This window comes from Paenibacillus paludis, from assembly GCF_042610515.1.
In the GTDB taxonomy this organism is placed as follows: Bacteria; Bacillota; Bacilli; order Paenibacillales; family Paenibacillaceae; genus Paenibacillus_AQ.
Genome location: NZ_JBGJZP010000038.1, coordinates 21,416 through 31,492, shown reverse-complemented (window position 1 = coordinate 31,492; position 10,077 = coordinate 21,416). Strand labels below are relative to the sequence as shown.

Below are 10,077 nucleotides of genomic sequence, written 5' to 3'. Positions count from 1 at the left end.
GATGGCGCGTTTCTGCTGGCCGGCGGCCGGGGGGCGGCGATGCGGGAAGGGCAGCCGCTGTCGCGTTCGCCCTATATTGTTGCCGCCGGCGTGGACGACCGCGCCGGGCAGGGGCGGATCATGCTGGCCGCAGATCTGCCTGAAGAAGAGCTGCTCCGTCATCATGCGGGCAGTTTTACAGAGGAACGGGAGGTTTACTGGGACAAAGAGAGCGGAAGCGTCAAGGCGCGCCGGCGTACGCTGCTCGGCGCGCTGGTATTGAAAGAGACCTCGCATGAGCGGCCTACGGCAGAAGAGACGGAGGATGTCCTGCTGGGGGTGATATCCGCAGAAGGTCTGGAGATATTGCCTTGGGATAAAGGAACAGTGCAGTTGCGGCAGCGAATGGCATTCATGCATGGACTGCGGACGGATTGGCCTGATGTGGCGGATGAAGCCTTGCTTGGCTCGCTGGATGAATGGCTGAGGCCCTTCATCCAGGGAATGCGCAACCTGCGTGATCTTCAGCGTCTTCCCTTAAGCCGGGCGCTTGAAGGAATGCTGGACTGGAACAGCAGACAGAAGCTGGACAAGGAAGCTCCGACACATATCTCGGTGCCCAGCGGATCTCGGATACCGCTGGATTACAGCAATCCGGGCGCGCCTGTACTGGCAGTAAGGCTTCAGGAGATGTTCGGGCAGGTAGATACACCGAGAATCGGCATGGGGCAAGTTTCTGTACTGCTGCATCTGCTGTCACCGGCGAGACGGCCGATGCAGGTCACCTCCGATCTGGCGAGCTTTTGGCGCAGTACCTATTTCGAGGTTAAGAAGGATCTCAAAGGCAGATATCCCAAGCATTATTGGCCGGATGATCCGCTGCAGGCGGCGCCTACAAACCGGACCCGCCCGGTTAAATAGGGACGATGAATCGTCCCGCACGGATACATCCGGTCAAATAAGAACGATGAATCGTCCCGCACGGATACATCTTGTTAAACAGGGACGACTGATCGTACGCAGAATAGCAAAACTATGAATTTCCAAGGAATTGTGAAGTCTTGCTCCTGTAAACTGTTTGGTTCAGCCGCTAAAGGGTAATAATGTAGCGAACCACAATTACGAAGGAGGGCTTCAAGTGACTAACAAAATTGTAGGAGTTTTCGATACGGAACAAGAAGCGACCAGAGCAATTGAAGGACTTCAAAGTCGAGGAGTCAGCAATGACGAAATCTCAGTAATCACAAGAGACCGCGATGAATTAAAAAGCATTTCTGATGATACAGGTACGATGGCTCCCGAAGGAGTAGCGACAGGTGCGGCTACAGGTGGTGTGGTAGGCGGAATTACCGGGTTGCTCGCAGGAATCGGGGCATTGGCCATTCCGGGGATTGGTCCCATTCTGGCGGCTGGACCTATTGTGGCAACACTCACTGGAGCAGCTATTGGTGCAGGTGCCGGTGGTCTGGTAGGCGGATTGATTGGTCTTGGTATTCCTGAGGATGAAGCCAAGGAATATGAAGGATATGTCGACAGCGGCAAAATCCTTGTTCTCGTAGATGACAACGGCAGGGGCCGGGATATCCACGATGTGTTCAGCGGCAGCCAATCCCTGAACTCTAGTAGATACAATAACCTCTACAGCGATACTACAGTGGATGGCACCTTGATCAACAGGGATACAACCGATACTTATAACCGCAACAGATTGTAAATAATGTTTGATTGCAAGGGGCTTTATCAGTCTCCTTGACCCCATATTTGAACTAACAAAAACTGTTCTTCCGCTGACAAGCCGGAAGAACAGTTTTTTTATTATATAGAAGATTATGCATTGTAAAAATTGTGGATCACTCGAAAACATGATGAGGTACAGGCGCGGTTACTTCTGATCGCATAAAAGTGGCAGAAACTTTGTCAGTGTGCTGCACAGATAACACATTATAAATTGGAGGGACAGTCATCTGGATGGAATGAGAGGCATAAATGCATCTGAATTCGCCGCACACGGGCTAAATGGCAGAATGAGAGGCATAAATGCATCTGAATTTGCCGCACAGGGCTAAATGGCAGAATGAGAGGCGTATATGCATCTGAATTCGCCGCACATGGGTTAAATGGCGGAATGAGAGGCATAACGCATCTGAATTTGCCGCACACACGCTACATGGCGGAATCCAGAAGTTACGCAACAATATAGTTCTATCTAGTCCACCTACTTCCCAATCTGTTCCAACTTGTTGCAACTCTATTCCCAAGCTGTCTTCACCTTTTCGTCATCGAAGGGTTCTTGAACACGGCGACAGCGCACCATCAATCACAACAACCACTATAACCCTAATTTCAGCATATGAAAAATTCACAATAGAAAAATCAAAAAAATCACTCCCCCACCTTTCCACGAGAATGACCACCATTTTATCTTCACTTATGTCTTACAAACAAGGAAAAAGTGGACCCTGAGCAAGCGGGGGCTTCAGGTTGTGAAAATTGGTAAATAGTGTTTTACTAGAGTTATGCAATAGAGTATTCAATAGAGTTTACTGAAAAGGTTAGAAAGAATACAGGTAAAGTCATTCCACTACAAGGAGGGGTTCCGATGGCATTTATGATTGCCCAGCGGGCTTTTATTAAAGTATATCTGATTACGATGGTAGAACAGCACAAGGGATACGGTTATCAAATGCTGGAGGATTTGCGGAGAGATTTCAAAGCTCATGGCTATGCTCCTCCCCAAAGTGAAATCTACCGTGCGCTCCATGAACTGGTGCAGCAAGGAATACTTTACCGCACTAAGCAGTTGAAGGGAAATGATCCTAAGGTCGATTTTCAGGAAATTGTCTTATATCATTTCACGGCCGATGGGGAGGAAAAAGCCAGGCTCTATAAAAAGCAGGTGAAGACAGACCTTGACCGCTGCCTCGGTATATTAAACAAGGCGGTAGCGGATAATTTCTAAAGTCAGGATTCCTCTTTTTCTACATCCTGCCCGGGAGGTGTGACCGGAGAGCTGGCGCTGCCGTAGTCCTCAACGGAATCCCAGGCCCCGGCATCATCAAATCTTCCGCTATGCTCCTGCCGTCCCTCGCCTGCCCCGGCAGGAGGAGGTGTCATTACCTGTTCTTCTACGGGACGGTCACTCGAGAGCTCTCTGCCGGGAGAGTATTCTACGGTATAGGCTGTGTAAGGAATGGCCTCTAAACGTTCATAAGGGATGTTTTGTTTGCTGGCGATGCAGACACCGTAGGTACCATCCTTCATTCGTTGCAGCGCTGCTTCTATCTCTTCTAATTCTTCTGTAAGAGCTTTGTTAATACCCAAATCTCTGCTTCTTTCGAAGGTCTCTGTGCCTGTGTCAGCCGGATGGTTGTCGACGGAGGAGAGTTCACCGGTTGAGATTTTGAGCGAATCACCGAGCAGGCTGTTTTCTTCACCATTACTGGAGAAATGTTGTTCCAATTCTTCCTTGCGCTCTTCTAAAGCAGCTTTAAGTGTGGCCAGCTGCGAGTTACTTAAGTGGCTCATTATGTGATCTTCCTTTCTGCGAAAAGAGTAGTATTGCTGATGTATTCTTACCTTACCCTTTTCGCGAGGAGGGCAATCAGTGAAGCTATGAAATCAGAACTGCAACTTTAGTGATATTTTCAGGTTGCACTCAGCCTGTTATAATGGTTACTGCCGGAGAACACAGATAACTTGGAGGTCACTTAAATGGATGAACATATGAAACGCCGATTGGACAAGCAGAGAAAGCTGTTCAGCCAGCTCGGCATTACACTTGATGCACTGACGATTCATGAGAAGGAATTTGGTATGAAGCTTCGTGGTTATGACGCGGAGGAAGTAGACACTTTTCTGGACAGCGTAATCAAGGATTACGAACGATTTTATGCGACGATTGCCGATTTGATGGATAAGTGGCAGGAACAGCAGATTGAACTCCGCGAAATGAAAGCTGAGACCAAGGCAATTCCAGTCGCTCCTCCGATCGTTAGAGGAATTGATCCGAGAGAGTTGGAGGATGTTATCATCAAACTTGAAAACAATATCCGTCAATTAAAAGATAGACTGCCACAAAGTGAAGGCTACTTGTGACAATAAAAGGATGAATATGAAATATATTCCTATATTTTGCAATCGGGTGACTTGTTTACTACATTTCCAACATTTACAATAAAATGGGAGTATATATCGGGATGCAAGATGGAGGTTGAAACCTTTGCCCAAGAAGCAAACTTGGAGCTTAAAGATTCGTGGCAAAATTGCAGTAGGCTATGTCTTGATTTTCTTAATGTTAGGCCTTTTTCTGCTGATCGTATCCAGTAGAATTACCGATCTTGAGAAGGAAACAGTTTTCCTGAGTGACCATGATATAGAAGTGCACGAGCTTACATATCAAATTGAAAAAAATGTCCTGGATATGGAGACCGGACAAAGAGGATATGCGCTCACCGGAGACAATTCCTACCTGGTTCCATTTAATAGCGGCCTTGCAGCTTGGCAGATCAATCTTGCCAAGCTGAATGGTCTGATTGCAGACAATCCGGACCAGATGCGGAATTTAGGCGTTATTAAAGAAAATATTCAATTATGGATTGATCTGGCCGGACAGCCAGTGGTTGATCTAAAGCGGAATGGTGAGGATCAAGCCATAGCTAAGTTTTTCCGTAATGATACCGGCAAATCGGTTATTGACTCGATCCGCTCGCAGTCCGACTATTTCCGGGATAACGAGCGGAAGCTAACCAATGAACGGATTTCGAATTTGAAGGAAAGCAATAGCAGACTTCTGATAACCATGTATATTCTATGGACACTGGTTGTGCTGCTCGCGGTCTTGATTACGTATTTAATCTCTGCAAGTATTGTAAATCCGCTGCAGCATGTCATTCTGGCAATTAATGGGATCGCTGGAGGCGGCAATATGTCTGAGCGGATAAAGGTAAAGACCATGGATGAAATCTATGATCTTGGTGAAGCTACCAATAGTCTGCTGGATACAGTGCAGCTGGAACAGTGGAGCAGTGAGCAGCAGACTGCCATGTCCGTAATTCTGCAGGAAGCTACAGATATTTATTTGTTATGCAGGACTTTTATGAATAAACTGGAAACAACCCTTGAGATGCAATACGGTGCCATTTATGTTATGGATCATAAGGAACGTTATAAATGTATGTATTCCTATGCCGGTGCTGAGAAAACAGAATTCCCGTTTGCAGAAGATTCAATCTTACCCGGTGTGGGTCTTGTGGGACAATGTGCAGTAGATAAACGTATAATTATAGTTGAAGATTTGCCGGAGAATTATATCAGCATTAATTCTGCACTGGGCAGAACGGCTCCCCGCTTCGCAGTTATTGCACCGATTATATTTGAGAATAAAACTGTGGCTGTTTTAGAAGTAGCTTCATTGACCCAATGGGCATCGTATCACCATGAGCTTTTATCCAAGCTTTTGGACATGATGGCGGTTTCCGTGAATTCAGTGATGACCCGTATGAAAATCCAGAAACTGTATCATAATTCCCAGGTCATGAATGAAGAGCTGCAAGTTCAATCGGAAGAACTGCAGGTGCAATCTGAGGAATTGCAGGTGCAGACCGAAGAATTGCAAAATCAAACGAATGAATTGCTCACGGTCAACCGGGAACTGGAGAATCAGAAGGCCGTTGCAGAGAATGCCGCAGTGGAACTGGAACGATATAATGAGCAGCTTGAGTTAAGCTCCCGCTATAAATCGGAATTTCTGGCAAATATGTCGCATGAGCTGCGTACTCCGCTGAATAGTATGCTTATCCTATCCCAACTGCTGGCCGAGAACCGCAATAACAACTTAAGCGAGGAAGAACAAGGTTATGCTTCGGTCATTCACAATTCCGGCACTGATTTGCTGGTCATGATCAACGATATTCTCGATCTGTCCAAGGTGGAAGCCGGCAAAATGATGGTGGAAATGGATGCGGTCAATCTTACGGAGCTGCCTACATTGCTCAGGGGTTATTTTGGTAAAACCGCCGAACAACAGAAATTGGAGTTTTCTGTGAACATCGGTGCAGAAGTACCGGATCTATTTTATACCGACGAAATGCGGCTGCATCAAATTCTGCGCAATCTGCTGTCCAATGCCTTTAAGTTTACGGAGGTAGGTTCCGTGCAAGTTGACATTACCCGGATCGAAGCTTATTCTGACCCGCAGTATAACCCAACTGAGCCAGTTTTGGCTTTCTCCGTCAAGGATACGGGAATCGGGATTTCGGAAGAGCATCGTGAGCTGATTTTTGAAGCTTTCATGCAGGCAGACGGTTCAACTGTACGCAAATTTGGGGGAACCGGGTTGGGTCTGTCAATCTCCCTGCAGCTGGCCAGATTACTGGGCGGGTATATTTCACTGCAGAGCGAGCTGGGGCAAGGCAGCACCTTTACACTATTTCTTCCTTGCCGTTGCCTTGAAGCTGACATGGAGGATGGACTTCAGCCGCCGGGCTCCTGGTCAACCGTTGCGGCGGCACGGGAGCGGGAAGTCACTCAAAAGCCTGAGAAGGCCACTATAACTGTGGACACAAGTTTGTTTGAGAAACAATATGACATGCTCCAAGGCAGGACTGTGCTGATTGTTGATGATGATCTTCGTAATATTTATGCCCTTAAGCAAGGGCTGGAGCCTTATCAGATGAATATCCTTACGGCACAGTCAGGCTTTGAGTGTCTACAGATTGTCAGGGAACAGGCAAATGTGGATATCGTGCTGCTAGATATTATGATGCCGAATCTGGATGGTTATGATACTCTGTCAATCATTCGTGAAGAACTCCTGCTTCCGGATCTGCCGATTATCGCGATTTCAGCCAAAACCATGAAAGAGGACCGTGAGAAATGCCTGGCGGCGGGCGCAACTGATTTCATAAGCAAACCTGTTGTTATGAAAGACGTGATTACCCGAATGTGCCGATGGATTACGGTTGAATAAGCTTAGGCTTATGAGTTTGCTTGACTTTTGAAAAATTACCATTGACGGCGATATGAACTATGAATTATGATAGGCTCATAAATGATCATTTATATGTAGTTGGCGTGTTACCGTAAAGGGCATGAGCCAAGGATTGTCTTCATTCATTTGAGACAGTTCTTGGCTTTTTTTGTTGCCTGTAGCCTGAAGATTAGGGGAAGGAGGGGAGAACTTGTCACGGGAAATCGAACAATTTCAAGTTCAGCGTGTAATTGGGAATAACGTTGTAATGGTCCAGGGAGAAAAGAACGGCAAGGAATATGTCATTATTGGCAAAGGCATCGGCTTTGCGGTGAAAGATGCCGGTGTGATTGAAAGCAACGATCACCGGATCGAAAAGCTGTTTCGCCTGGAAGACCGGGAAGAATGGAGCCAGTATCAAATACTGCTCGAGGACATTGATCCTAAAATAATGAAAATCACCGATGAGATTATCGGAGATATCACCTGTCAGTTTCCCGGCAAGTTAAACGACAAGATTTATTTGGCGCTCCCGAGTCATATCCAGTTTACCATCTACCGTCTGCGCAACGGGATGGATATAATTAATCCTTTTTTACAGGAAACCAAAATGACTTTTCCGAAGGAATTTGAGATCGCTTTCAAAGCGGCAGAAAAAATCAGTGACGAGTTTAAAATACAGATTCCTGAGGACGAAGTAGGATTCCTCACCTATCATGTATACTCCGCTGTGAGCAATGTTCCGGTTGGACAGCTGGTGAAAGCCTCCAATATCGTGAATGAATTGATTGAGATGATCCGGGAAGAGCGGAAGATTACCTTTGAGCACGGCAGTATGAACCATGTCCGGTTGATGATTCATCTGCGTTTTTCGCTGGAACGGATACTGCAGGGATCCTTAATAGATAATCCCTTCGTGAAGCACATTAAGAAGGAGTATAAAGCGGAATATAAGCTGGCGCAGAAACTCGGGAAAGTAATGCAAAGTTCACTGGAAGTGGAAGTTCCTGATGAAGAATTATGTTTCCTGGCGATGCACTTGCACCGGCTATTCCAAACTTTAGAGAAGAACAAATAGCAGCTTGCGAGGAGTGGCGCGGATGTTTTCCAAATGGAAATCCAAAAAAGAAGAGCAGCATACTGAACAGATCATAGAAATTACAGCTCCTATCAGCGGGCAAGCGGTTCCTTTGAACCAGGTACCTGATGATACCTTTGCCGGCGGACACATGGGCAGCGGAATTGCAATTGAACCTGCTGAGGGGAGGCTTAAGGCTCCGTTTGACGGCAAGATTGCCCATATCGTGAAATCCAATCACGCATTGATTCTTGAGCATCCGTCCGGATTACAGCTGCTGCTACATATCGGAATCGATACGGTCAGCCTGAAAGGCAACGGATTTGTCAGCCATGTTGCTACCGGAGACAGCGTAAAGGCAGGGCAGACCTTGATTGAATTTGATCTTGAGGCTATACAGGCGGCAGGACTTGCAACAATCTCGCCGGTAATCGTAACGAGTATGGAGGAACATTTACCGGAAATAGAGAGTCTCTATGGTGCAGTCACAGCGGGTACGAATATCGTTCTACGGGTGGCTTCAAAGCACTAGCATACTTGAGCAGAACCAATCATGAAACCAAGGGGATGATATTATTATGTTGGCTTTTCTACAAAAGTTAGGTAAGTCTCTGATGCTTCCGGTCGCGACATTGCCGGCAGCAGGGATTCTGCAAGGGTTAGCTTTGATTAATTACGAAAAAGATTGGCATCTGGGGGCTAATGTAGGCGGATTCCTGAATCAATATGTTGCTCCATTCCTGAATGCTGGCGCGGGCGCCATATTCGGCAATCTCGCTTTAATATTTGCTATCGGTGTGGCAATAGGGTTCGCCGGAGATGCTGTAGCGGCATTGTCTGCGTTGATTTCATACCTGGTACTCACCAAAGTTCTGGCTATCGTACCCTTGCAGTTCTCATTTATTAACGACGACGTTGTTCTGAATATGGGGGTACTCGGGGGTATCTTTGCAGGTGCATGGGCAGCCTTCCTCTATAAAAAATACCACAATATCAAGATGCCGGACTGGCTGGGATTCTTCGCAGGCAAACGTTTTGTTCCGATCGTGACTGCCGGTTCCATGATGGTGCTTGCCATATTCGTAGGTATGATCTGGAGCCCAATACAGGATGTAATCAGTGATTTCGGGAACTGGGTTGTGGGTCTCGGCGCGGTGGGCGCATTTATCTTCGGTACAGCCAACCGCTTGCTGATCCCTATCGGATTACATCACGTACTCAACACCATTGCTTGGTTTCAAATTGGTGACTTTACCAATGCAGCCGGTGAACTGGTACACGGGGACTTGACACGTTTCTTCGCCGGAGACAAAACCGCAGGGATGTTCATGACCGGGTTCTTCCCGATTATGATGTTCGCTCTGCCTGGTGCAGCCTTTGCTTTTATCCATACTGCAAAACCGGAGAAACGCAAACTGGTTGCCTCAATCTTTATTGGTTCAGCGATTGCTTCCTTTTTAACAGGTATTACTGAACCGCTTGAGTTTTCCTTTATGTTCGTTGCTCCGCTCTTATATCTGGTGCATGCCATTTTAACAGGGTTATCATTGGCCCTGATGTACGTCCTTGATGTTAAGATGGGCTTCGGATTCTCCGCAGGTTTGATTGATTCCTTGCTGTACCTGAAGCTTACTACTAATGCATGGATGCTTATCCCGATAGGACTTGCGTTCTTCGTCCTCTATTATGTGCTCTTCCGCTTCATTATAGTGAAATTTAAGCTGAAGACGCCTGGACGGGAAGATGAGACCGAGGATGAAATCGAAGAAAAGTCCATCGGCGGGGCTTCGGCAGGTGTTTCTTCCCAAGCCGCAAAAATTCTGGAAAACATCGGCGGACCGTCCAACATCCGGAATATTGATGCCTGCATTACACGGCTGCGGTTGATCGTAAACGACGATAAGGCAGTAAAAGATGCTGCGCTTAAACAACTGGGCGCTTCCGGGGTTATGAGACTTGGTCAAGGTGCGGTGCAAATCGTATTTGGTCCAAAATCGGAACAGATTAAGGATGATATAAAGAAGCTTATGTAATAAATATTATGTGCGGGCAT

The 10,077-nt window shown here is 46.8% G+C and carries 9 protein-coding genes; 8 read left to right on the top strand and 1 reads right to left on the bottom strand.

Annotated features, from left to right (window positions below):
* The 3 genes from ACAN56_RS34995 to ACAN56_RS34985 all read left to right on the top strand — a co-directional run.
* The coding region (locus ACAN56_RS34995) for an ATP-dependent helicase C-terminal domain-containing protein (protein WP_379148683.1) at window positions 1-900 on the top strand (900 nt) is incomplete at its 5' end.
* 217 nt (window positions 901-1,117) lie between these two features.
* Window positions 1,118-1,693: a general stress protein gene (locus ACAN56_RS34990; protein WP_083675468.1), complete on the top strand. Its 576-nt coding sequence runs from the start codon at window positions 1,118-1,120 to the stop codon at window positions 1,691-1,693.
* An 885-nt stretch (window positions 1,694-2,578) separates the two neighbouring features.
* Complete coding sequence (locus tag ACAN56_RS34985; protein ID WP_379148678.1) at window positions 2,579-2,938, top strand: replication termination protein; 360 nt, start codon at window positions 2,579-2,581, stop codon at window positions 2,936-2,938.
* A 2-nt stretch (window positions 2,939-2,940) separates the two neighbouring features.
* On the opposite strand, the gene ACAN56_RS34980 is transcribed toward ACAN56_RS34985, so the two are convergent.
* Complete coding sequence (locus ACAN56_RS34980) at window positions 2,941-3,504, bottom strand: TraR/DksA C4-type zinc finger protein (RefSeq protein WP_379148675.1); 564 nt, start codon at window positions 3,502-3,504, stop codon at window positions 2,941-2,943.
* A 186-nt stretch (window positions 3,505-3,690) separates the two neighbouring features.
* On the opposite strand from ACAN56_RS34980, the gene ACAN56_RS34975 reads away from it, so the two are divergent.
* From ACAN56_RS34975 to nagE, 5 genes are all read left to right on the top strand, one after another.
* Window positions 3,691-4,074 (top strand): DivIVA domain-containing protein, encoded by a 384-nt coding sequence (locus ACAN56_RS34975; RefSeq protein WP_038591281.1) that lies wholly within the window; start codon window positions 3,691-3,693, stop codon window positions 4,072-4,074.
* 124 nt (window positions 4,075-4,198) lie between these two features.
* Window positions 4,199-6,946 carry a CHASE3 domain-containing protein gene (locus ACAN56_RS34970; protein ID WP_379148672.1) on the top strand — a complete coding sequence of 916 codons (2,748 nt, stop codon included), beginning with the start codon at window positions 4,199-4,201 and terminating at the stop codon, window positions 6,944-6,946.
* 211 nt (window positions 6,947-7,157) lie between these two features.
* Window positions 7,158-8,024 (top strand): PRD domain-containing protein, encoded by an 867-nt coding sequence (locus ACAN56_RS34965; RefSeq protein WP_379148669.1) that lies wholly within the window; start codon window positions 7,158-7,160, stop codon window positions 8,022-8,024.
* Between the two features lie 22 nt (window positions 8,025-8,046).
* The gene (locus ACAN56_RS34960) at window positions 8,047-8,556 is read left to right on the top strand and encodes a PTS sugar transporter subunit IIA (protein WP_038591289.1); all 510 of its coding nucleotides are present in this window, start codon (window positions 8,047-8,049) and stop codon (window positions 8,554-8,556) included.
* 46 nt (window positions 8,557-8,602) lie between these two features.
* Window positions 8,603-10,057, top strand: coding sequence for an N-acetylglucosamine-specific PTS transporter subunit IIBC (gene nagE, locus ACAN56_RS34955; protein ID WP_038591292.1), 1,455 nt, complete (start codon window positions 8,603-8,605; stop codon window positions 10,055-10,057).
* Window positions 10,058-10,077 lie beyond the last annotated feature (20 nt).